Raw genomic sequence first — 19,791 nt, 5'->3', positions numbered from 1 at the left:
TCCTTGTCATGACACTCCCGTCCGATCTGCCCCAAGAGCTCGCCCATCGTGGCGTGCGCCCGGCTGATCGCCTCGGTTTTACGCTGTTCCTGGCGGCACTGATCCACCTGGCGGTGCTGCTGGGCGTCGGGTTTGCCACGGTCGAACCCAAGCAGATCAGCCAGACCCTGGAGATCACCCTGGCGACCTTCAAGAGCGAAACCAAGCCTCAGAAGGCCGATTTCCTTGCTCAGGAAAACCAGCAGGGCAGCGGCACCCTGGAAAAGAAAGCGATTCCCAAGACGACCGAAATCGCGCCGTTCCAGGACAACAAGGTCCAGAAGATCACCCCACCGCCGGCCGCCAAGCCGGAAGTTCAGGAAGCCGCGCCCAAGGCCGCCGTGACCACTACCGCGCCGAAGCCGAAAAAGGCCCCGGTCAAGGAAGAGGTCAAGCCCGATCCCAAGCCCAAGGCGCCGGAACCGACCTTCGACAGCTCCCAGCTGTCCAGCGACATCGCCAGCCTGGAGGCCGAACTGGCCCAGGAACAGCAGTTGTACGCCAAGCGCCCGCGCATCCACCGCCTGAGCGCCGCGTCGACCATGCGCGACAAGGGCGCCTGGTACAAGGACGAATGGCGCAAGAAGGTCGAGCGTATCGGCAACCTGAACTACCCCGAGGAAGCCCGGCGCAAACAGATCTACGGCAATTTGCGGCTGATGGTTTCGATCAATCGTGACGGCTCGCTGTATGAAGTGCTGGTGCTTGAGTCCTCCGGCCAGCCGCTGCTGGACCAGGCCGCCCAGCGGATCGTGCGCCTGGCCGCGCCGTTCGCGCCGTTCACCGGGGACCTGTCGGACATCGACCGCCTGGAAATCATCCGCACCTGGAAATTTGCCCGGGGTGATCGGCTGTCCAGTAACTGATCTTCAGCCAGTAACAATACCCTGTGGGAGCGAGCCTGCTCGCGAAGCCATTGGTCACTCGGCATGGATGGCGACCGGTACACCGCATCGCGAGCAGGCTCGCTCCCACAAGGGAATTTGCGTGCGCCGGACCATTTGCAGCACATCCCCGGCTTGTCAGTTCGGCCATGCGCCGCCACACTAGCGCCTATGAAAAACGTCAGCCCCACCTACCTCAAGCATCACTTCCTGATTGCCATGCCGCACATGGCCGATCCGAACTTTGCCCATACCTTGACCTACATCGTCGAGCACACGGCCAATGGGGCCATGGGATTGGTGGTAAACCGCCCGCAGGAGCTGAACCTGGCGGATATCCTTGAGCAGCTGCGTCCCGAGGTCGAGCCGCCACTCCTGTGCCAGCATGTGCCGATTTTCATCGGCGGGCCGGTGCAGACCGATCGCGGTTTCGTACTCCATCCGTCGGGTCCCAAATTCCAGGCCACCGTTGATCTGAACGGCGTGTCGCTGTCCACTTCCCAGGACGTGCTGTTTGCCATCGCCGACGGCGTCGGTCCGGAAAAAAGCCTGATCGCCCTGGGCTATGCCGGTTGGGAACCCGGACAGCTGGAAGCCGAGCTGGCCGACAACGCCTGGCTGACGTGCCCGTTCGATGCCGACATCCTGTTCAACACCAGCAGCGAGTTGCGCCTGGAAGCGGCGGCCAGCCGATTGGGCGTGAACCTGGGCCTGCTTACCAGCCAGGCGGGACACGCCTGATGGCCCTGCGCCTGCTGCTGGGCTTTGATTACGGCACCAAACAGATCGGCGTCGCGGTCGGCCAGGTCATTACCGGCCAGGCCCGCGAGCTGTGCACATTAAAAGCGCAGAACGGCGTTCCGGACTGGAACCAGGTCGAAGCGCTGATCAAGGAATGGAAACCCGACGCCGTGGTGGTCGGCCTGCCATTGAACATGGACGGCACGCCCAGCGACATGTGCCTGCGTGCGGAAAAATTCGCTCGCCGGCTCAATGGCCGCTTTAACCTGCCCTTCTATACCCATGACGAGCGCCTGACCACCTTCGAGGCCAAGGGCGAGCGGCTGATGCGCGGCGGGCAGAAAGGCAGTTACCGCGACAATCCGGTAGACGCCATCGCCGCCGCCCTGCTGCTGCAAGGTTGGCTTGATGCCAACGCCGCCCTGTTCGAAACCTGATTTTTGAAAGCGCCGCCAAGGCGCTTTCTTCTAGCGACAAGCCGAGTCATGAGCACCGACCCGCAAACCTGAAGGAGCCAGCATGAGCCTGCCCAATCCTGCCGAACTGATCAGCCAGATGGCGATCCGTCTCACGGCGCACCTGGAACAACGTGGCATCAGCGAACCGCGCTACATCGGCATTCGCACCGGCGGCGTCTGGGTTGCCCAGGCCTTGCTCGATGAACTGGGCAGCGACTCGCCGCTGGGCACCCTGGACGTGTCCTTCTACCGCGACGACTTCAGCCAGAACGGCCTGCACCCGCAAGTACGCCCTTCGGCGCTGCCGTTCGAGATCGAAGGCCAGCACCTGGTGCTGATCGACGACGTGCTGATGAGCGGGCGGACCATCCGCGCCGCCATGAATGAGTTGTTCGACTACGGTCGCCCGGCCAGCGTTACGCTGGTCTGCCTGCTCGACCTGGACGCCGCCGAACTGCCGATCCGCCCTAACGTGGTCGGCGCGACGCTGGCGCTGGCGGCCCATGAACGGGTCAAGCTTTCCGGCCCGACGCCGCTGCAACTCGAACTGCAAGACCTCGCCCTTTAACTGCCCTTGCCAGAGTCCATCGCGATGACGCCTCTCGAAACCAAGCGCCCGCTGCAGCTCAACGATCAGGGCCAGCTGCGGCACTTCCTGTCCCTCGACGGCCTGCGCCGCGAGCTGCTGACAGAAATCCTCGACACCGCCGACTCTTTCCTCGAAGTCGGCGCCCGGGCGGTGAAAAAAGTCCCGTTGCTGCGCGGCAAGACCGTGTGCAACGTGTTCTTCGAAAACTCCACCCGCACCCGCACCACCTTCGAACTGGCGGCCCAGCGGCTGTCGGCGGACGTGATCACCCTGAACGTGTCGACATCCTCGGCGAGCAAGGGCGAAACCCTGCTCGACACGCTGCGCAACCTCGAAGCCATGGCCGCCGACATGTTCGTCGTGCGCCACGGCGACTCCGGCGCGGCGCATTTCATTGCCGAGCACGTGTGCCCGCAAGTGGCGATCATCAACGGTGGCGACGGCCGTCACGCTCATCCGACCCAGGGCATGCTGGACATGCTGACCATCCGTCGGCACAAGGGCAGCTTCGAGAACCTGTCGGTGGCCATCGTCGGCGACATCCTGCACTCGCGGGTGGCCCGCTCGAACATGCTCGCGCTCAAGACCCTCGGCTGTCCGGACATCCGCGTGATCGCGCCGAAAACCCTGCTGCCCATCGGCGTCGAGCAATACGGCGTGAAGGTCTACACCGACATGACCGAAGGCCTGAAGGATGTGGACGTGGTGATCATGCTGCGCCTGCAACGCGAGCGCATGACTGGCGGCCTGTTGCCCAGCGAGGGCGAGTTCTACCGCCTGTTCGGCCTGACCACCGCGCGCCTGGCCGGCGCCAAGCCGGACGCCATCGTCATGCACCCGGGGCCGATCAATCGCGGCGTGGAGATCGAGTCGGCGGTGGCCGACGGGCCGCACTCGGTGATCCTCAACCAGGTGACCTACGGCATCGCCATCCGCATGGCCGTGCTGTCCATGGCCATGAGCGGGCAAACGGCCCAGCGCCAATTCGACCAGGAGAACGCCCAGTGAAGCTCAGCATTCTCGGCGCACGCGTGATCGATCCGGCCAGCGGCCTGGATCAAGTGACTGACATTCATATCGATGCCTGCAAGATCGTCGCCCTCGGCGCCGCGCCGACAGGCTTCGTGGCGGCCGAGGTCCTCGACGCCCAAGGCCTGGTGGCCGCGCCCGGCCTGGTGGACCTGAACGTCGCCCTGCGCGAGCCGGGCTACAGCCGCAAAGGCAGCATCGTCAGCGAAACCCGCGCCGCCGCCGCCGGTGGCGTGACCAGCCTGTGCTGCCCGCCGCAGACCAAGCCGGTGCTGGACACCTCGGCCGTGGCCGAACTGATCCTCGACCGCGCCCGCGAGGCCGGCAATACCAAGGTCTTCCCGATTGGCGCACTGAGCAAAGGCCTGGAAGGCGAACAACTGGCCGAACTCATCGCCTTGCGTGACGCCGGTTGCGTGGCGTTCGGCAACGGCCTCAACAGTTTCCGCAATACCCGGACCCTGTGCCGCGCCCTCGAATACGCGGCGACTTTCGGCCTGACGGTGATCTTCAACTCCCAGGACCACGACCTGGCTGAAGGTGGCCTGGCCCATGAAGGCCCGACCGCCAGTTTCCTCGGCTTGCCGGGCATCCCGGAGACCGCGGAGACCGTGGCCCTGGCCCGGGACCTGCTGTTGGTTGAGCAGAGCGGCGTCCGCGCGCACTTCAGCCAGCTGACCAGTGCCCGTGGCGCCGCGCTGATCGCCCAGGCCCAGGCCCGAGGCTTGCCGGTGACCGCCGATGTGGCGCTGTATCAGCTGATCCTGACCGACGAAGCGCTGATCGATTTCAACAGCGTCTATCACGTCCAGCCGCCGCTGCGCACCCGCGCCGACCGCGACGGCTTGCGCGAGGCCGTGCAGTCCGGGGTGATCTCGGCCATTTCCAGCCATCACCAACCCCACGAGCGCGATGCCAAGCTGGCACCGTTCGGCGCCACCGAGCCGGGCATCAGTAGCGTTGAACTGCTGCTGCCGCTGGCCTTGACGCTGGTGGAAGACGGTTTGCTGGAACTGCCGACTCTGCTCGCACGCCTGAGCGCTGGCCCGGCCCAGGCGCTGCAGCTGCCAGCCGGGAAACTGGCGGTGGGCGCGCCGGCGGACCTGGTGCTGTTCGACCCGGCCGCCTCCACCGTGGCCGGCGAAGCCTGGCGTTCCAAGGGTGACAACTGCCCATTCCTCGGCCACAGCTTGCCGGGCGTGGTGCGCTACACCTTGATGGATGGGCGGATTACCCACCAGGCCTGACAAACCGCGTCGCCCTTTTCGCGACCAGGCTCGCTCCCACAGGGATCTTCAGTGAACACATGACCTGTGAACACCTCGATCCAATGTGGGAGCGAGCCTGCTCGCGAATGCAGGCACCTCGATCTGACTGTCTTACTGGAAAGCCCCACGCTTCTGCGCATTACGAATCGACACCTGATCGTTCAGCGTCCAGAAGTCATACAGCACCCCCAGAAAAAACACCCCGCCAGTCAGCAGGTAGATGATCCCGCTGAGCCACTTCCCTTGGTACATGCGGTGCACGCCCAACACGCCGAGAAACGTCAGCAGAATCCACGCGACGCTGTACTCGATCGGCCCCGGGGTGAAGCGCAGGTCGGCTTCGCGGTCCATGGCCGGAATCAGGAACAGGTCGATCAACCAACCGATACCCAGCAGCCCGAAGGTGAAGAACCAGATCGTGCCGGTGACCGGCTTGCCGTAATAGAAACGGTGAGCGCCGGTAAAACCGAGGATCCACAACAGATACCCGATGACTTTGCTGTGGGTATCGCGAATTGCGCCCTGTTGATAGCTGTTCATGAATGGCCTCTTTTGCCTCGATAGAAAAATTTGTTCGGATCTTTTGTGACTTTTACATGTCTCGCCGACAAGCGGTCATGAGCGACTCGCGTCGGGGAAACGCCCGGATTACGGGGACCCTGTCGGACAATCGGGTCAAATTGTCGCAATTATGTGGCGTTCACGCTGGGTTCCGGATCGACAAACGGCCTCGGAAAGGCGAAAAAAGCTGTTATAAAGTTGCGCGCTAACCTTTATGAGCCCTGCCTAATGCGTCCATTTTTCAAGACATGGCTGACCATTTGCCTATTATTGCCACTGGCCGCCCACGCCACCAATCGTGAGCAACGTCTTCCGAACATCAACGGCTATACGCCCAAATCCCACGTTTCTGCTCCATCGAGCAAAAACAGGCAAAGCGTCCAGCGTGTGAGTAACGCTCACAGTCGGCTGGTGCCACCCATGGCGACCAAGACCACCAGCAATGTGCTGAGCCGCGCCGTGAATGTACTGGGCACACCTTACCGTTGGGGCGGCAGCAGCCCAAGTAAAGGTTTCGATTGCAGTGGTCTGGTGAAATACGCGTTCAATGACGCCACGTTCGACCTGCCGCGTACCTCCAATGCGATGGCTGCCGGCCATGGCGAGAAAGTCGAGCGCAAGGACCTCAAGCCCGGCGACCTGATTTTCTTCAAGCTCAAGAGCCGTCGGGTCAACCACGTAGCCATCTACCTGGGCAACGACCGCTTCATCCACGCCCCGCGCCGAGGCAAGTCGGTGACCATCGACACCCTGAACAAGCCGTACTGGAACACCCATTACGTGGTTGCCAAGCGCGTGCTGCCGAAAGAGCCGGGGGCGATGCGGGTCGTTCAACGTTGATCACCGACCTTTGTGGCGAGGGAGCTTGCTCCCGCTGGGTGGCGCAGCCGCCCCAAACAGACCGATGATTTGTGTGGGGTCCAATCATTTTGGGTCCGCTTCGCGGCCCAGCGGGAGCAAGCTCCCTCGCCACAGAAGCGGCACATCCCTGTTTAGAAATTATCCGGCGTACGCGCCCGCTCTCGCGCGTGCTCGCGGCTGATCAGGCCCTTGCTCACCAGATCCTTCAGGCACATATCCAGCGTCTGCATCCCCAGCGAGCCGCCGGTCTGGATCGATGAATACATCTGCGCGATCTTGTCTTCGCGGATCAGGTTGCGGATCGCCGAAGTGCCCAGCATGATTTCGTGCGCCGCGATGCGGCCGCCGCCAATCTTCTTGACCAGCGTCTGGGAAATCACCGCCTGAAGCGACTCCGACAGCATCGAGCGGACCATCGACTTCTCGTCGCCAGGAAACACGTCCACTACCCGGTCAATGGTCTTGGCCGCCGACGTGGTGTGCAGGGTGCCAAACACCAAGTGCCCGGTTTCGGCGGCGGTCAGCGCCAGCCGGATGGTCTCCAGGTCGCGCATCTCCCCCACCAGGATCACGTCCGGGTCCTCCCGCAGGGCCGAACGCAGCGCCGTGGAGAAACCCTGGGTATCGCGATGAACCTCACGCTGGTTGATCAGACACTTGCGCGGTTCATGCACGAATTCGATGGGGTCTTCGATGGTGAGGATGTGATGGTGCTTGTGGCTGTTCAGATAGTCGATCATGGCCGCCAGGGTGGTCGACTTGCCCGAGCCGGTCGGCCCGGTTACCAACACCAGCCCGCGAGGAACCTCGGTGATCTTGCGAAACACCTCGCCCATCCCCAGGTCTTCCATGGTCAGGACTTTTGAGGGAATAGTCCGGAACACTGCTCCCGCGCCCCGATTCTGGTTGAAGGCATTGACCCGAAATCGCGCCACGCCGGGTACATCGAAGGAAAAATCGGTTTCCAGAAACTTCTCGTAATCCACTCGTTGGCGGTCGTTCATGATGTCGTAGATCAGTTCATGAACCTGCTTGTGGTCCAGCGCCGGCAGGTTGATCCGCCGTACATCGCCGTCCACGCGGATCATCGGCGGCAGCCCGGCGGACAGGTGCAGGTCCGACGCCCCCTGTTTGGCGCTGAACGCCAGCAATTCAGTGATATCCATAGCGCTCCTCAATTCCAGTAGAATGCCGCGAACCTCAGACCGCTGGCCTCTCTTTATGACCACCATAGCAGACAACATTGCTCAGGTTAGATCGCGCATCCATGCCGCGGAGCAGGCCGCCCAGCGCCCAGGACACAGCGTCCAGCTGCTGGCGGTGAGCAAGACCAAGCCGGCCCAGGCCCTGCGCGAAGCCCATGCCGCAGGCCTGCGGGATTTCGGCGAGAACTACCTGCAGGAAGCGCTGGGCAAGCAGGCCGAACTGACAGACCTGCCCTTGATCTGGCACTTCATCGGCCCCATTCAATCGAACAAGACGCGTGCTATCGCCGAACATTTCGACTGGGTGCACTCCGTGGATCGCCTGAAAATTGCCCAACGCCTGTCCGAGCAGCGCCCGGCCGACCTGCCGCCGCTGAACATCTGCATCCAGGTCAACGTCAGCGGTGAAGCCAGCAAGTCCGGCTGCACGCCAGCGGACCTGCCCGCCCTCGCCAATGCCATCAGCACGCTGCCTCATCTCAAGTTGCGTGGGTTGATGGCGATTCCCGAACCAACCGACGATCGCGCCGAACAGGATGCAGCTTTCGCCAAGGTTCAACAGCTGCAAGCCAGCCTGGACCTGCCGCTGGACACGTTGTCCATGGGCATGAGCCATGACCTTGAATCCGCCATTGCCCAAGGCGCCACCTGGGTGCGCATCGGCACAGCGCTGTTTGGGGCGCGTGACTACGGCCAAGCGCCCATCTGACTCACTTATCTCTTTATAAGGACCTGTCATGAGTAACACGCGTATTGCCTTCATCGGCGCCGGCAACATGGCCGCCAGCCTGATCGGCGGCCTGCGGGCCAAGGGCCTGGACGCATCCATGATCCGCGCCAGCGATCCGGGTGAAGAGACCCGCAAGCGGGTGAGCGCCGAGCACGGCGTCGAAACCTTCGCCGACAACGCCCAGGCCATCGAGGGTGTGGACGTCATCGTGCTGGCCGTCAAGCCGCAAGCAATGAAGTCCGTGTGCGAGGCACTTCGGCCGCACCTCAAGCCTCATCAATTGGTGGTGTCGATCGCCGCCGGCATTACCTGCGCCAGCATGAATAACTGGCTCGGCGCCCAGCCGATCGTGCGCTGCATGCCCAACACCCCGGCACTGCTGCGCCAGGGCGTCAGCGGCCTGTTCGCCACCGCACAGGTGAGCGCCGAACAACGCCAGCAGGCTGAACAGTTGCTGTCAGCCGTGGGCCTGGCGCTGTGGCTGGACACCGAGCAGCAACTGGACGCGGTCACCGCTGTCTCCGGCTCGGGCCCGGCGTATTTTTTCCTGCTGATCGAAGCCATGACCGCCGCCGGAGAAAAACTCGGTCTGAGCCGCGAGATCGCTGCCCAACTGACCTTGCAGACTGCTCTCGGCGCCGCTCACATGGCGGTGTCCAGCGATGTCGATGCAGCGGAATTGCGCCGCCGCGTGACCTCGCCGGCCGGCACCACCGAAGCGGCCATCAAATCATTCCAGGCCGGGGGCTTCGAAGCCCTGGTGGAAAAAGCACTCGGCGCCGCCGCGCACCGCTCGGCCGAGATGGCCGAACAACTGGGCCAATAAGGAGCCATTCATGATTGGATTGAACACTGCAGCGGTCTACGTCCTGCAAACCCTCGGCAGCCTGTACCTGCTGATCGTGCTGATGCGCTTCGTGCTGCAACTGGTGCGCGCCAACTTCTACAACCCGCTGTGCCAGTTCGTCGTCAAGGCGACCCAACCGCTGCTCAAGCCCCTGCGCCGGATCATCCCGAGCCTGTTCGGCCTGGACATGTCGTCGCTGGTGCTGGCGATCCTCGTGCAACTGGCGCTGATGGCCCTGACTCTGCTGCTGACCTACGGCACCACCGGCAACCCGCTGCAATTGCTGATCTGGTCGCTCATTGGCGTCGCCGCGCTGTTTTTGAACATCTTCTTCTTTGCCATGATCATCAGTGTGATCCTGTCCTGGGTCGCGCCGGGCAGCCACAACCCGGGCGCCGAGCTGGTGAACCAGATCTGCGAGCCGGCCCTGGCGCCGTTCCGCCGCATCGTGCCGAACCTCGGCGGCCTGGATATCTCGCCGATCCTGGCGTTCATGGTGATCAAGCTGATCGACATGCTGGTGATCAACAACCTGGCGGCGATGACCATGATGCCGGAGATCTTGCGGGTGTTGATCTGACTTGCACCGCAACCGTGGCGAGGGAGCTTGCTCCCGCTGGGCTGCGTGAAGCAGCCCCAAACCAGGCGCCACCGTCTGCCAGACAGTCCCGGGCAGCAGGTTTCAGGGCCGCTTCGCGCCCCAGCGGGAGCAAGCTCCCTCGCCACGGGATTAATCGGCGGTAATCAACCCCGCCCTTTGCTTGCCGCTAACCCCAGCGGTCTTTAGACTTACGCCTCATTTCAACGAGAGCAGGGTCGATGCCAGCTGCCTTTCCCCCCGATTCCGTTGGTCTGGTGACGCCGCAAATGGCGCATTTCAGCGAGCCCCTGGCCCTGGCCTGCGGTCGTTCGTTGCCAGCCTATGACCTGATCTACGAAACCTATGGCACCCTCAATGCCACGGCGAGCAATGCCGTGCTGATCTGCCACGCCCTGTCGGGGCATCACCACGCCGCCGGCTACCACAGCGTCGACGATCGCAAGCCTGGCTGGTGGGACAGTTGCATCGGCCCCGGCAAGCCCATCGACACGAACAAGTTCTTCGTGGTCAGCCTGAACAACCTCGGTGGTTGCAACGGCTCCACCGGTCCCAGCAGCATCAACCCGGACACCGGTAAGCCGTTCGGCGCCGATTTCCCGGTGCTGACCGTGGAAGACTGGGTCCACAGCCAGGCACGCCTGGCCGACCGCCTCGGTATCGCACAATGGGCGGCGGTGATCGGCGGCAGCCTCGGCGGCATGCAGGCGCTGCAATGGACCATCACCTACCCGGACCGCGTGCGCCACTGCCTGGCGATCGCCTCGGCGCCCAAGCTGTCGGCCCAGAACATCGCGTTCAACGAAGTGGCGCGCCAGGCGATCCTCACCGACCCCGAATTCCACGGCGGTTCGTTCCAGGAGCACGGCGTGATTCCCAAGCGCGGGCTGATGCTGGCGCGGATGGTCGGTCACATCACCTACCTGTCCGACGATTCCATGGGCGAAAAATTCGGCCGTGGGCTCAAGAGCGAGAAGCTCAACTACGATTTCCACAGCGTCGAGTTCCAGGTGGAAAGCTACCTGCGCTACCAGGGCGAGGAGTTTTCCGGGCGCTTCGACGCCAACACCTACCTGCTGATGACCAAGGCTTTAGACTACTTCGATCCGGCGGCGAACTTCGACGATAACCTGGCGAAAACCTTCGCCAACGCCACCGCCAGGTTCTGCGTGATGTCGTTCACCACCGACTGGCGTTTCTCCCCGGCCCGCTCCCGGGAACTGGTTGACGCGCTGATGGCCGCGCGCAAGGACGTCTGCTACCTGGAAATCGACGCGCCCCAGGGCCACGACGCCTTTCTGATTCCGATCCCGCGCTACCTGCAGGCGTTCGGCAACTACATGAACCGTATTACGCTGTGAGGACGCCATGAGAGCCGATCTGGACATCATCCAGGAATGGATCCCCGCCGGCAGCCGCGTGCTCGACCTGGGCTGCGGCAACGGCGAACTGCTGACCTGGCTGCGCGACAACAAGCAAGTCACCGGCTACGGCCTGGAAAACGACCCGGACAACATCGCCGAGTGCGTGGCCAAGGGCATCAATGTCATCGAGCAGGACCTGGACAAGGGCCTGGGCAACTTCGCCAGCAACAGCTTCGACATCGTGGTCATGACCCAGGCCCTGCAAGCCGTGCATTACCCGGACAAGATTCTCGACGAAATGCTCCGTGTCGGCCGCCAGTGCATCATCACCTTCCCCAATTTCGGCCATTGGCGCTGCCGCTGGTACCTGGCGAGCAAGGGGCGGATGCCGGTCTCCGAATTCCTGCCGTACACCTGGTACAACACGCCGAACATCCATTTCTGCACCTTCGAGGATTTCGAAGAACTGTGCCGCGAACGCAAGGCCAAGGTCATCGATCGCCTGGCGGTGGACCAGCAGCACCGCCACGGGTGGGCCAGCAAGCTATGGCCTAATCTGTTAGGTGAAATAGGCATCTATCGGGTCAGCAGCCCGGGCCTCGCCGACCACAAGGTCGCGGTATAAGCACCGGCCTTTTTCAGGAGCACGACATGAAGCGTCTAGCGTTGTTCTTAATCACCACCTGCCTGAGCGTGGGCGCCATGGCTGCCGACGCCATCAAGGCCGAGCGCAAGGAAGTGTTCGGTGACGTGACCGTGCACTACAACACGTTCAATTCCACCTTCCTGACCCCCGACATCGCCAAGGCCGCCGAGCTGATACGCAGCAAGAACCAGGGCGTGATCAATGTCTCGGTGCTCAAGGGTGGCAAGCCACTGATCGCCCAGGTCAGCGGCACGGTGAAGGACCTGACCAGCAAGACAGTCACCCTCACCTTCCGCCAGGTTACCGAACCAGGCGCGATCTATTACATCGCCCAGTATCCGGTGGACCAGCAGGAAACCCGGACTTTCGAGATCAAGGTTCAGACCGGCGACAAGATCAACACCATCAACTTCAACCAGGAACTGTTCCCGGGCCAATGATGAACCTCACCCAACTCGTGCTGGCCAGCCACAACGCCGGCAAACTCAAGGAACTCCAGGCCATGCTCGGCGGATCGGTGCAACTGCGCTCGATCGGGGAATTCAGCCAGGTCGAGCCGGAAGAAACCGGCCTGTCGTTCGTCGAGAATGCCATCCTCAAGGCCCGCAATGCCTCGCGCATTTCCGGGCTGCCGGCGCTGGCCGATGACTCCGGTCTGGCGGTTGATTTCCTCGGCGGCGCGCCGGGCATCTACTCGGCCCGTTACGCCGATGGCAAAGGTGATGCGGCAAACAACGCCAAGCTGCTTGAAGCCCTCAAGGATGTGCCCGAGGCCGAACGCGGCGCACAGTTCGTTTGTGTGCTGGCCCTGGTGCGCCACGCCGACGACCCGTTGCCGATCCTCTGCGAAGGCTTGTGGCACGGGCGCATCCTTACCGAGGCCAGCGGCGAGCACGGCTTTGGCTATGACCCATTGTTCTGGGTACCCGAGCGCAACTGTTCCAGCGCCGAGCTGGGGCCGGTGGAGAAAAATCAACTGAGCCACCGCGCCCGCGCCATGGCCCTGCTGCGTCAACGCCTGGGCCTGCAATGATCGACGACGCTCCCGCACCGCTGATTCATGGCGGTGTACAAACACCCCGGGCGCCGCTACCGGAGCTGCCGCCCCTGGCGCTGTATATCCACATCCCGTGGTGCGTGCGCAAATGCCCGTATTGCGATTTCAACTCCCACACCGCCAGCCCGCAGTTGCCGGAAGAGGAGTATGTCGACGCTCTGCTGGCCGACCTCGACCAGGATCTGCACGCGGTTCATGGTCGGCCGTTGAGCTCGATCTTTTTTGGTGGCGGTACCCCGAGCTTGTTCAGCGCCCGGGCCCTGGGCCGATTGCTCAAGGGTGTCGAGGCGCGGATAGCGTTCGCCCACGACATTGAAATCACCCTGGAAGCCAACCCCGGCACGTTCGAGCAGGAAAAATTCATCGCCTACCGAGCGTTGGGCATCAATCGCCTGTCCATCGGTATCCAGAGCTTCCAACAGGCCAAGCTTGAGGCCCTGGGGCGGATCCATAACGGTGACGAGGCGGTGCGCGCCGCCGGTATGGCTCGCCAGGCCGGCTTCGACAACTTCAACCTGGACCTGATGCATGGGCTGCCCGACCAGTCTCTCGACGACGCTTTGAGCGACCTGCGCCAGGCCATCGCCTTGAAGCCAACCCACCTGTCCTGGTACCAACTGACGCTGGAGCCGAACACGGTGTTCTGGAACCAGCCGCCGACCTTGCCGGAAGACGATACGCTGTGGGACATACAGGAAGCCGGGCAAGCGCTGCTCGCCGAGCATGGCTACGCCCAGTACGAAGTCTCGGCCTATGCCCTGCCCGGACGGGCGGCGCGACACAATCTCAACTATTGGAGCTTCGGCGACTTCATCGGTATCGGTGCCGGTGCCCACGGCAAGCTCAGCCATCCGGACGGACGCATAGTACGCACCTGGAAGACCCGCTTGCCGAAGGATTACCTCAACCCGGCCAAGCGCTTCCTGGCCGGGGAAAAGAGCCTCGCCAACGAAGAGCTGCCTTTCGAGTTCCTGATGAACGCGCTGCGCCTCACCGAAGGCGTACCGTCGCGGCTGTATCCGCAGCGCACCGGGCTGACCCTGGAAAGCCTGGCCGAAGGCCGGCGCGAAGCCGAACAAAGCGGGTTGTTGCAGGTCGAACCGTCACGTCTGGCGGCGACCGAGCGCGGACAGCTGTTTCTCAACGACCTGCTGCAAAAATTTCTGAGCTGATCAAAACAAGGAAATCGAATGGATCTGGTACTCGACCTGCTCGCCACCGTGTCCCGCTGGAGCCGCAGCAACCTGTCGGAAATCTCCCTGGCACTGGTAGGCTGCCTGCTGGTGTTGTTTGGCGCTGACATCAAGGGCTGGGTCGAACAACGCCTGGGCAGCATCGCCGGCGCCTTGCGCGTCCCGCTGATCGCCCTGCTGTGCATGATCGGCAGCGGCGCCGCGCTGATCTACGCCACGCCGTGGATCGTCCGGGGCTTGAGCCAGTTCAACAACTACAGCCTCGCGCCGGTGTTGCTGGTGGTGCTGGTGCTGATCGGCGTCGTGGCGGACCGGCGCTGAGCCCCGCCAACACTGCAAAATAAATTTGGGAGCGAGCTTGCTCGCGATGAGGCCATAACATTCAACATTATGGTTGACTGCCAGGCCGCCATCGCGAGCAAGCTCGCTCCCACAAGGGGTCCCATTTCACCATGGGTCTTCTAGTGTTTACGCCAACTTCTCGAACTTCAAATCCCAGACCCCATGCCCGAGCCGTTCGCCACGGCGTTCGAACTTGGTAATCGGCCGTTCCGCCGGACGCGGGACGTAGCGGCCATCTTCGGCCAGGTTGCGGTAGCCCGGCGCGACGTTCATCACTTCCAGCATGTATTCGGCGTACGGCTCCCAGTCGGTGGCCATGTGCAGCACACCGCCGACCTTCAACTTGCTGCGCACCAGTTCAGCGAACGATGCCTGGACGATCCGGCGCTTGTGGTGGCGACTCTTGTGCCACGGGTCCGGGAAAAACAGCATCAGCCGGTCGAGACTGTTGTCGGCCACGCAGCGGTTGAGCACTTCGATGGCGTCGCAATCGTAGACCCGCAGGTTGGTCAGACCTTGAGTCAGTACGCCGTTGAGCAACGCACCGACACCCGGACGGTGCACTTCCACGCCGATGAAATCCTGGTCCGGCGCGGCCGCGGCCATTTCCAGCAGCGAATGGCCCATGCCGAAGCCGATTTCCAGCGAGCGTGGCGCCGAGCGGCCGAACACCTGGTCGAAGTCCACCGGCGCGTCGGCCAGCGGCAGGACATACAACGGCGCACCCTGCTCCAGGCCGCGTTGCTGGCCTTCAGTCATGCGCCCGGCGCGCATCACGAAACTCTTGATGCGGCGGTGCTGGCGCTCTTCGCCTTCTTCCGGGAGGACCGGCGTGTCGTTCGATTCAGTCATCAATGGCTCTTACTTGATCAGACCATCCAGCGGCGAGGATGCGCTGGCATAGAGTTTTTTCGGCATGCGCCCGGCCAGGTAGGCCAGGCGGCCGGCAACGATGGCGTGTTTCATGGCTTCGGCCATCAGCACCGGCTGCTGGGCGTGGGCGATGGCGGAGTTCATCAGCACCGCTTCACAACCCAGTTCCATGGCGATGGTGGCATCGGAGGCGGTGCCGACACCGGCATCCACCAGCACCGGGATCTTCGCTTCTTCAAGGATGATCTGCAGGTTGTACGGGTTGCAGATCCCCAGGCCCGTGCCGATCAGCCCGGCCAGCGGCATGACCGCGATGCAGCCGATTTCCGCCAGCTGACGAGCGATGATCGGGTCATCGCTGGTGTAGACCATCACGTCGAAACCTTCCTTAACCAGGGTTTCTGCGGCCTTGAGGGTTTCGATCACGTTGGGGAACAGGGTTTTCTGGTCCGCCAGCACTTCCAGCTTCACCAGATTGTGACCATCGAGCAGCTCACGGGCCAGGCGGCAGGTGCGCACAGCCTCGATGGCGTCGAAGCAACCGGCGGTGTTCGGCAGGATGGTGTAGCGATCCGGCGGCAGGATATCCAGCAGGTTCGGTTCGCCCGGATTCTGGCCAATGTTGGTCCGACGCACGGCGACGGTCACAATTTCGGCACCCGAAGCTTCAATGGCCTGGCGGGTCTCTTCCATGTCGCGGTACTTGCCGGTGCCTACCAGCAGACGCGACTGGTAAGTACGACCGGCCAGGACGAAGGGCTTGTCGCTACGAACGATGCTCATGGGAAATCCTCTGTTGGGGTGAGGTTCTTGCTAATGCTGCGAAATCGCGGCGACTAGCCGCCGCCGATGGCGTGGACCACTTCGACATTGTCGCCATCATTCAACGTGGTGTCGGCGTGCTGGCTGCGCGGGACGATATCCAGGTTGAGCTCCACCGCGACGCGGCGTCCGGTGAGTTCCAGACGGGTCAGCAGGGCCGCGACGGTTTCGCCGTCGGGCAGTTCAAGGGGTTCGCCGTTCAACTGAATGCGCATGCCGGATGCCGCCATCATTTTTAGGGGCTGGCATTCTAGCCCGATCAGTCTGGACGACCCAAGCCATTCGTCATGAAATGGACCAGCCGGTCAGCCCGGCCTCCAGGCGGCGTCCGTGCGAAGAGCCGTGGGCGTTTGAAGCCTCGGACTGATTCCGCAACAAATGCGCCGCCCAGGCAGCGCTGGTCCGGTCTATATTTCCGGTCCCGCATGGACGCATCTATCAAGCACAAGGAGGACCTGTGCCCAGCGTCCATACAATGCCAAACATCCCCGCTATCGATGGCCTGCGCGCCGTCGCTGTCCTGAGCGTGATCATTTTCCATGCCGATTTCCTGAAACTGCCCGGAGGTTTCACCGGGGTCGACATGTTCTTCGTCATCTCGGGCTACGTCATCAGCCAATCGTTATACACCCGCTCCGACATGAGCTTTTCGGCTTACCTGGCGGACTTCTACCGGCGACGCTTCCTGCGCATCGTCCCGGCCCTGCTGGTGGTTCTGGTGGCGTGCGCCCTGGTCTCGGCGATGTTCGTACCCCAGGCCTGGCTCAGTGCGCAGAATGATCAAACCGGACTGGCGGCCTACTTCGGCCTGAGCAACTTCACGCTGGCGTGGAACACCGACACCTACTTCTCGCCGTCCACCCAGCTCAATCCCTATACCCACACCTGGACGCTGGCCGTCGAAGAGCAGTTCTACCTGGTTTTTCCCCTGGTCTACTTCGTCTGGCTGCGTTTTCGCCAACGGCACAGTCTCGCCTGGGCCTTGCTGCCCTTGCTCGCGCTGGCGTCGCTGGCATTCAGCGTGGTGCAGACAGAGCAAAGCCCTCTCGAAGCGTTTTACCTGTTACCCAGCCGATTCTGGGAGCTGGCATCCGGGGCGGTCCTCTTTCAACTTGTGGTCACAGGACGCTTGCAACTGACCTCTGCGGCGACGCCTGCCGTGCTGTTCGCTGGGCTCGCCCTGGTGTCAGGCGGGTTGATTTTCGCCGACGCGAAACACTTTCCGTTTCCCTGGGCCGTCCTGACCGTCGCTGGCACCCTGCTGACCCTGGCGGCCGTAGTACAGAAAACCAATACCCCCTCGCTGCTGCTGCGTCTTTTGCAATCGAAACCCGCGACCTATGTCGGTCGGTTGTCCTACTCGCTTTACCTTTGGCATTGGCCGGTGCTGGTGTTCCTGCGCTGGACCATTGGCCTCGAGCAACTCGCCATACAGCTGGCCTATCCAGTGATCGTCGCGGCACTCGCTGCCGCCTCCTATCACTGGGTCGAGACACCGCTGCGCACCGGCCGGTCGCTTTTTCAACGCCGCGCCTGGATCACCATTGCCTCATGCCTGGCGGCGCTCGGCCTGTCCTGGTCAGGTGCTCGCTGGATGAGTGAAAATCCTGAGGTATTGTCGCTGAGCCAGACCAGCGACACCTATACCTGGTTTTCCAGGAAATTACCGCAAGGACCGGCCAGCGAGCCGATCAGCGACCCATCGCTGCAAGGCCGCCAACTGTTCGTGTTCGGCGATTCGCACGCGGCGGCATACCGCACCCTGCTGAGCCTCGTCTCGCGACAGCTGGGTATCAGCGTTGTGGAATACGAGCGCGGCGGCTGCGCGGTGGTCAGCCTCATGGCACCCGACCCACAAGGCGCCTGCACCCGAGCCAGGAATGAAGCCCTGCGTGACATCGAAGCGCGGGCAAAACCCGGAGATATCGTCTTCCTCGCCTCCCTGCGGATGCCGGAACTCGCAGGGCGCGACTGGGTACGTGGCGACGAAAGCGTGCTAAGCGAGGCCCTCGCCGAACTGTCCCCAGAGCAGGTCGACGGAGCCCGCCGCAGCGCAGAAGCAACGCTGAAGCGGCTGATGAATGCCGAGGTGCGGGTACTGATCGATGCCCCCATGCCGCTGTTCAAGTCGCCAGCCTACCGCTGCTCGGACTGGTTCAACCGGATGAATCCGATCTGCGCGCCTGGTTTCACCGTCGAGCGGGATCAGATCGAGCAGCTGCGAGCGCCACAAATGGCTTTGCTGAAGCATTTAACCCTTGAGTATCCGCTGCTTCGCGTCTGGGATCCGCTGCCGCTGCTGTGCCCAGGCTCCACTTGCTCGGCTTACGACGACGGTCAACCACTTTTCCGCGACGGCGATCACCTTAGCGGATACGGTAACCGCCTCCTCGCGCCATCGTTCATCCAGGTCCTGCTCAATGGCTGGAGGCGCGCGACGTGACCGTCAGGCCAGACGCCAGGCGGCAAGACCGAGGAAAAGCCAACCCAGCAGAAACGCCGCACCACCGAACGGCGTGATGATGCCCAGCTTGCTGATGCCCGTAAGCGTCAACAGATACAGGCTGCCAGAGAACAACAGGATACCGATGACAAAGGAAATACCGGCCCAGGTGACGATACGCCCGGGAATGTGCGTGGCCAGCAACGCGACGCCGAACAGCGCCAGGGTGTGCACCAGTTGGTAGGTGACGCCAGTGTGGAAAATCGCCAGGTAATCGGCGCTCAGACGGCTTTTCAGACCATGGGCGGCGAATGCTCCCAGCGCTACGCCGGTGAAACCGAAAAAAGCCGCCAGCATCAGAAAGCTACGCAACATGGGAACTCCAGTCAGACTCGGGGGACAGGGTCTGTATAATGGCCCGCTCGACGGGTTCGGCCAAGCCATCTCTATGCTGCGTACATTGTTTCGACGATTCGTTAAAGCCCTGCTCTGGTTCGCCGTCGGCAGCGTTGCGCTGGTGCTGCTGTTTCGCGTGGTACCGCCACCGTTCACCGCGCTGATGATCGAGCGCAAGGTCGAATCCTGGTTCGGCGGCGAGCCGATCGACCTGCAGCGCGACTGGCAGCCCTGGGACCAGATCTCCAATAACCTCAAGATCGCGGTGATTGCCGGCGAGGATCAGAAGTTTCCCGAGCACTGGGGCTTTGACATCGGCGCGATCCAGGCGGCGTTTGCCCATAATGGGCGCGGCGGCTCGATTCGAGGCGCCAGTACCCTCAGCCAGCAAGTCTCCAAGAACCTGTTCCTGTGGTCGGGCCGCAGCTGGCTGCGCAAAGGGCTGGAGGCGTGGTTCACCGCGCTGATCGAAGTGTTCTGGCCCAAGCAACGGATTCTTGAGGTGTACCTCAACAGTGTCGAGTGGGACGACGGCGTGTTCGGGGCTGAAGCGGCCGCGCGGCATCATTTTCGTGTAGGCGCCGGGGCCTTGTCCCGGCAACAGGCCAGCCTGCTGGCGGCGGTACTGCCCAACCCGCGGGTCTGGAGTGCTAGCCGGCCGAGCCCCTACATATTGCGACGCGCCAGCTGGATCCGGCAGCAGATGAGCCAGTTGGGCGGTGATGGTTATCTGCTGGAGCTTGACCGCGCGCGCCGCGCGCCGTGGGCTCGGTAGTCAAGAACGCTGAAGAGCCACTGTGGGAGCGAGCCTGCTCGCGAATGCTGGGTATCAGAACATAAATGTG

Annotated in this window: 24 protein-coding genes; 18 read left to right on the top strand and 6 right to left on the bottom strand. The window is 62.7% G+C overall.

Features of this window, described 5'->3' with window-relative positions:
• Positions 1-8: 8 nt before the first annotated feature.
• From J3P84_RS02145 to J3P84_RS02120, 6 genes are all read left to right on the top strand, one after another.
• Positions 9-905: a TonB family protein gene (locus tag J3P84_RS02145; RefSeq protein ID WP_434627383.1), complete on the top strand. Its 897-nt coding sequence runs from the start codon at positions 9-11 to the stop codon at positions 903-905.
• 189 nt (positions 906-1,094) lie between these two features.
• Complete coding sequence (locus J3P84_RS02140) at positions 1,095-1,664, top strand: YqgE/AlgH family protein (protein ID WP_305498183.1); 570 nt, start codon at positions 1,095-1,097, stop codon at positions 1,662-1,664.
• The gene (gene ruvX / locus J3P84_RS02135) at positions 1,664-2,101 is read left to right on the top strand and encodes a Holliday junction resolvase RuvX (RefSeq protein ID WP_305498182.1); all 438 of its coding nucleotides are present in this window, start codon (positions 1,664-1,666) and stop codon (positions 2,099-2,101) included. Before J3P84_RS02140 ends, ruvX begins: the two co-directional genes overlap by 1 nt.
• 82 nt (positions 2,102-2,183) lie before the next feature.
• Entirely contained in the window at positions 2,184-2,690 is a 507-nt protein-coding gene (gene pyrR, locus J3P84_RS02130; protein WP_434627381.1) for a bifunctional pyr operon transcriptional regulator/uracil phosphoribosyltransferase PyrR, read from the top strand.
• A gap of 24 nt (positions 2,691-2,714) precedes the next feature.
• On the top strand, positions 2,715-3,719 hold the full coding sequence (locus tag J3P84_RS02125; protein WP_003177495.1) for an aspartate carbamoyltransferase catalytic subunit: 1,005 nt from the start codon (positions 2,715-2,717) through the stop codon (positions 3,717-3,719).
• The gene (locus J3P84_RS02120; protein ID WP_434627379.1) at positions 3,716-4,987 is read left to right on the top strand and encodes a dihydroorotase; all 1,272 of its coding nucleotides are present in this window, start codon (positions 3,716-3,718) and stop codon (positions 4,985-4,987) included. Before J3P84_RS02125 ends, J3P84_RS02120 begins: the two co-directional genes overlap by 4 nt.
• Positions 4,988-5,119: 132 nt before the next feature.
• Here J3P84_RS02120 and J3P84_RS02115 read toward each other — a convergent pair whose 3' ends face one another.
• On the bottom strand, positions 5,120-5,548 hold the full coding sequence (locus J3P84_RS02115) for an NINE protein (RefSeq protein ID WP_434571190.1): 429 nt from the start codon (positions 5,546-5,548) through the stop codon (positions 5,120-5,122).
• Positions 5,549-5,797: 249 nt separating this feature from the next.
• Between J3P84_RS02115 and J3P84_RS02110 the strand changes: the two genes are divergently transcribed.
• The gene (locus J3P84_RS02110) at positions 5,798-6,409 is read left to right on the top strand and encodes a C40 family peptidase (protein ID WP_305498175.1); all 612 of its coding nucleotides are present in this window, start codon (positions 5,798-5,800) and stop codon (positions 6,407-6,409) included.
• Between the two features lie 152 nt (positions 6,410-6,561).
• Here the strand turns inward: J3P84_RS02110 and J3P84_RS02105 are convergent, their stop codons facing one another.
• Positions 6,562-7,596 carry a type IV pilus twitching motility protein PilT gene (locus J3P84_RS02105; RefSeq protein ID WP_434571187.1) on the bottom strand — a complete coding sequence of 345 codons (1,035 nt, stop codon included), beginning with the start codon at positions 7,594-7,596 and terminating at the stop codon, positions 6,562-6,564.
• Between the two features lie 55 nt (positions 7,597-7,651).
• Between J3P84_RS02105 and J3P84_RS02100 the strand changes: the two genes are divergently transcribed.
• The 9 genes from J3P84_RS02100 to J3P84_RS02060 all read left to right on the top strand — a co-directional run bounded on the left by J3P84_RS02100 (position 7,652) and on the right by J3P84_RS02060 (position 14,391).
• Positions 7,652-8,344: a YggS family pyridoxal phosphate-dependent enzyme gene (locus J3P84_RS02100; RefSeq protein ID WP_434627376.1), complete on the top strand. Its 693-nt coding sequence runs from the start codon at positions 7,652-7,654 to the stop codon at positions 8,342-8,344.
• A gap of 28 nt (positions 8,345-8,372) precedes the next feature.
• Positions 8,373-9,191, top strand: a complete 819-nt coding sequence (proC, locus tag J3P84_RS02095; protein ID WP_434571183.1) for a pyrroline-5-carboxylate reductase — start codon at positions 8,373-8,375, stop codon at positions 9,189-9,191.
• 10 nt (positions 9,192-9,201) lie between these two features.
• Entirely contained in the window at positions 9,202-9,792 is a 591-nt protein-coding gene (locus tag J3P84_RS02090; protein WP_434571181.1) for a YggT family protein, read from the top strand.
• 239 nt (positions 9,793-10,031) lie between these two features.
• The gene (gene metX / locus J3P84_RS02085) at positions 10,032-11,171 is read left to right on the top strand and encodes a homoserine O-succinyltransferase MetX (protein ID WP_434627373.1); all 1,140 of its coding nucleotides are present in this window, start codon (positions 10,032-10,034) and stop codon (positions 11,169-11,171) included.
• A gap of 7 nt (positions 11,172-11,178) precedes the next feature.
• Positions 11,179-11,799, top strand: coding sequence for a methionine biosynthesis protein MetW (gene metW / locus J3P84_RS02080; RefSeq protein WP_305498166.1), 621 nt, complete (start codon positions 11,179-11,181; stop codon positions 11,797-11,799).
• 26 nt (positions 11,800-11,825) lie between these two features.
• A complete protein-coding gene (locus J3P84_RS02075) occupies positions 11,826-12,260 on the top strand; it encodes a DUF4426 domain-containing protein (RefSeq protein WP_434627370.1) in 435 nt (144 codons plus the stop codon).
• A complete protein-coding gene (gene rdgB / locus J3P84_RS02070; protein ID WP_434627368.1) occupies positions 12,257-12,853 on the top strand; it encodes an RdgB/HAM1 family non-canonical purine NTP pyrophosphatase in 597 nt (198 codons plus the stop codon). The genes J3P84_RS02075 and rdgB overlap by 4 nt, the downstream gene beginning before the upstream one ends.
• On the top strand, positions 12,850-14,049 hold the full coding sequence (hemW, locus tag J3P84_RS02065) for a radical SAM family heme chaperone HemW (protein ID WP_434627366.1): 1,200 nt from the start codon (positions 12,850-12,852) through the stop codon (positions 14,047-14,049). Before rdgB ends, hemW begins: the two co-directional genes overlap by 4 nt.
• Positions 14,050-14,067: 18 nt before the next feature.
• Positions 14,068-14,391, top strand: a complete 324-nt coding sequence (locus J3P84_RS02060) for a DUF3392 domain-containing protein (protein WP_014340681.1) — start codon at positions 14,068-14,070, stop codon at positions 14,389-14,391.
• Between the two features lie 147 nt (positions 14,392-14,538).
• Here the strand turns inward: J3P84_RS02060 and trmB are convergent, their stop codons facing one another.
• From trmB to thiS, 3 genes are read right to left on the bottom strand one after another with little or no spacing between them, the layout of a single operon-like run.
• On the bottom strand, positions 14,539-15,264 hold the full coding sequence (gene trmB, locus J3P84_RS02055; RefSeq protein WP_434627364.1) for a tRNA (guanosine(46)-N7)-methyltransferase TrmB: 726 nt from the start codon (positions 15,262-15,264) through the stop codon (positions 14,539-14,541).
• Between the two features lie 9 nt (positions 15,265-15,273).
• A complete protein-coding gene (locus J3P84_RS02050) occupies positions 15,274-16,068 on the bottom strand; it encodes a thiazole synthase (protein WP_305498159.1) in 795 nt (264 codons plus the stop codon).
• Positions 16,069-16,121: 53 nt separating this feature from the next.
• Positions 16,122-16,322, bottom strand: a complete 201-nt coding sequence (gene thiS, locus J3P84_RS02045) for a sulfur carrier protein ThiS (protein ID WP_434571171.1) — start codon at positions 16,320-16,322, stop codon at positions 16,122-16,124.
• Positions 16,323-16,582: 260 nt separating this feature from the next.
• Here thiS and J3P84_RS02040 point away from each other — a divergent pair, with 260 nt between their 5' ends.
• Positions 16,583-18,550: an acyltransferase family protein gene (locus J3P84_RS02040; RefSeq protein WP_434627361.1), complete on the top strand. Its 1,968-nt coding sequence runs from the start codon at positions 16,583-16,585 to the stop codon at positions 18,548-18,550.
• Between the two features lie 3 nt (positions 18,551-18,553).
• Here J3P84_RS02040 and J3P84_RS02035 read toward each other — a convergent pair whose 3' ends face one another.
• Positions 18,554-18,925: a DUF423 domain-containing protein gene (locus J3P84_RS02035; RefSeq protein WP_434627359.1), complete on the bottom strand. Its 372-nt coding sequence runs from the start codon at positions 18,923-18,925 to the stop codon at positions 18,554-18,556.
• A 73-nt stretch (positions 18,926-18,998) separates the two neighbouring features.
• On the opposite strand from J3P84_RS02035, the gene mtgA reads away from it, so the two are divergent.
• Positions 18,999-19,721, top strand: coding sequence for a monofunctional biosynthetic peptidoglycan transglycosylase (gene mtgA / locus J3P84_RS02030; protein ID WP_434627357.1), 723 nt, complete (start codon positions 18,999-19,001; stop codon positions 19,719-19,721).
• The last annotated feature ends 70 nt before the right edge of the window (positions 19,722-19,791 follow it).

Source organism: Pseudomonas sp. Z1-29 (assembly GCF_051131995.1).
Taxonomy (GTDB): Bacteria; Pseudomonadota; Gammaproteobacteria; order Pseudomonadales; family Pseudomonadaceae; genus Aquipseudomonas.
This window is presented reverse-complemented; position numbering and strand designations above follow the sequence as displayed.

What these genes read in the sequence shown, in the direction of transcription:
- metW (WP_305498166.1), top strand. Translation starts at nt 11,179, where the DNA reads ATGAGAGCCGATCTGGACATCATCCAGGAATGGATCCCCGCCGGCAGC.
- J3P84_RS02050 (WP_305498159.1), bottom strand. Translation starts at nt 16,068, where the DNA reads ATGAGCATCGTTCGTAGCGACAAGCCCTTCGTCCTGGCCGGTCGTACT.
- rdgB (WP_434627368.1), top strand. Translation starts at nt 12,257, where the DNA reads ATGATGAACCTCACCCAACTCGTGCTGGCCAGCCACAACGCCGGCAAA.
- J3P84_RS02140 (WP_305498183.1), top strand. Translation starts at nt 1,095, where the DNA reads ATGAAAAACGTCAGCCCCACCTACCTCAAGCATCACTTCCTGATTGCC.
- ruvX (WP_305498182.1), top strand. Translation starts at nt 1,664, where the DNA reads ATGGCCCTGCGCCTGCTGCTGGGCTTTGATTACGGCACCAAACAGATC.
- J3P84_RS02040 (WP_434627361.1), top strand. Translation starts at nt 16,583, where the DNA reads ATGCCAAACATCCCCGCTATCGATGGCCTGCGCGCCGTCGCTGTCCTG.
- pyrR (WP_434627381.1), top strand. Translation starts at nt 2,184, where the DNA reads ATGAGCCTGCCCAATCCTGCCGAACTGATCAGCCAGATGGCGATCCGT.
- J3P84_RS02110 (WP_305498175.1), top strand. Translation starts at nt 5,798, where the DNA reads ATGCGTCCATTTTTCAAGACATGGCTGACCATTTGCCTATTATTGCCA.
- trmB (WP_434627364.1), bottom strand. Translation starts at nt 15,264, where the DNA reads ATGACTGAATCGAACGACACGCCGGTCCTCCCGGAAGAAGGCGAAGAG.
- thiS (WP_434571171.1), bottom strand. Translation starts at nt 16,322, where the DNA reads ATGCGCATTCAGTTGAACGGCGAACCCCTTGAACTGCCCGACGGCGAA.
- hemW (WP_434627366.1), top strand. Translation starts at nt 12,850, where the DNA reads ATGATCGACGACGCTCCCGCACCGCTGATTCATGGCGGTGTACAAACA.
- J3P84_RS02090 (WP_434571181.1), top strand. Translation starts at nt 9,202, where the DNA reads ATGATTGGATTGAACACTGCAGCGGTCTACGTCCTGCAAACCCTCGGC.
- mtgA (WP_434627357.1), top strand. Translation starts at nt 18,999, where the DNA reads ATGCTGCGTACATTGTTTCGACGATTCGTTAAAGCCCTGCTCTGGTTC.
- J3P84_RS02115 (WP_434571190.1), bottom strand. Translation starts at nt 5,548, where the DNA reads ATGAACAGCTATCAACAGGGCGCAATTCGCGATACCCACAGCAAAGTC.
- J3P84_RS02100 (WP_434627376.1), top strand. Translation starts at nt 7,652, where the DNA reads ATGACCACCATAGCAGACAACATTGCTCAGGTTAGATCGCGCATCCAT.
- J3P84_RS02060 (WP_014340681.1), top strand. Translation starts at nt 14,068, where the DNA reads ATGGATCTGGTACTCGACCTGCTCGCCACCGTGTCCCGCTGGAGCCGC.
- proC (WP_434571183.1), top strand. Translation starts at nt 8,373, where the DNA reads ATGAGTAACACGCGTATTGCCTTCATCGGCGCCGGCAACATGGCCGCC.
- J3P84_RS02075 (WP_434627370.1), top strand. Translation starts at nt 11,826, where the DNA reads ATGAAGCGTCTAGCGTTGTTCTTAATCACCACCTGCCTGAGCGTGGGC.
- J3P84_RS02125 (WP_003177495.1), top strand. Translation starts at nt 2,715, where the DNA reads ATGACGCCTCTCGAAACCAAGCGCCCGCTGCAGCTCAACGATCAGGGC.
- metX (WP_434627373.1), top strand. Translation starts at nt 10,032, where the DNA reads ATGCCAGCTGCCTTTCCCCCCGATTCCGTTGGTCTGGTGACGCCGCAA.
- J3P84_RS02145 (WP_434627383.1), top strand. Translation starts at nt 9, where the DNA reads ATGACACTCCCGTCCGATCTGCCCCAAGAGCTCGCCCATCGTGGCGTG.
- J3P84_RS02035 (WP_434627359.1), bottom strand. Translation starts at nt 18,925, where the DNA reads ATGTTGCGTAGCTTTCTGATGCTGGCGGCTTTTTTCGGTTTCACCGGC.
- J3P84_RS02105 (WP_434571187.1), bottom strand. Translation starts at nt 7,596, where the DNA reads ATGGATATCACTGAATTGCTGGCGTTCAGCGCCAAACAGGGGGCGTCG.